The following is a 515-nucleotide window of genomic DNA, read 5'->3' as shown; positions in this document are numbered from 1 at the left end:
AACGCATGTATCAAACGGGCGATCTGGCGAGATGGCTCCCGGACGGCACCGTTGAATGGCTGGGCCGCATGGACGGTCAAGTGAAAATCCGCGGCTACCGGATCGAACCGGGGGAAGTCGAAGCGGCACTTCGCCAGATCGACGGCGTGCGGGAAGCGGCGGTTATCGCCCGGACAGAAGGGGAGGAAACCGAGCTTTGCGCCTATATTGAAGGTCAGGATCAAAAGACCGCAAGGACAGAACTGGGCAAACGCCTGCCGGCCTATATGATGCCTTCATCATTCATCGAGATGCGTGAGTGGCCTGTCACCCCGAGCGGCAAGCTTGACCGCAAGGCGCTGCCCGCTCCCGACGGAGCGGCTGAACGACGCGTTTACACCGCGCCGCGAACCATCACGGAAATGAAGCTCGCCAAGCTTTGGGAAGAGGTGCTGAAATACGGCCCTGCCGGCATTCGCGACCACTTTTTCGAACAAGGCGGCCACTCGCTGAAAGCGACAGCGCTCGTCTCCCGC

The 515-nt window shown here is 61.0% G+C and carries 1 protein-coding gene; it reads left to right on the top strand.

All coding sequences use genetic code 11. The annotated features are described in order from the left end of the window. Positions 1-515 (top strand): AMP-binding enzyme (locus KI350_RS22760; protein WP_212930595.1); only part of this gene is annotated, 515 nt, incomplete at both ends.

Origin of the sequence: Bacillus sp. J41TS8 (genome assembly GCF_018333035.1) — a bacterium.
In the GTDB taxonomy this organism is placed as follows: domain Bacteria; phylum Bacillota; class Bacilli; order Bacillales; family Bacillaceae; genus Bacillus; species Bacillus paralicheniformis.
The sequence above is the reverse complement of the archived record's forward strand: the minus strand, read 5'-3'. Positions and strand labels throughout refer to the sequence as shown.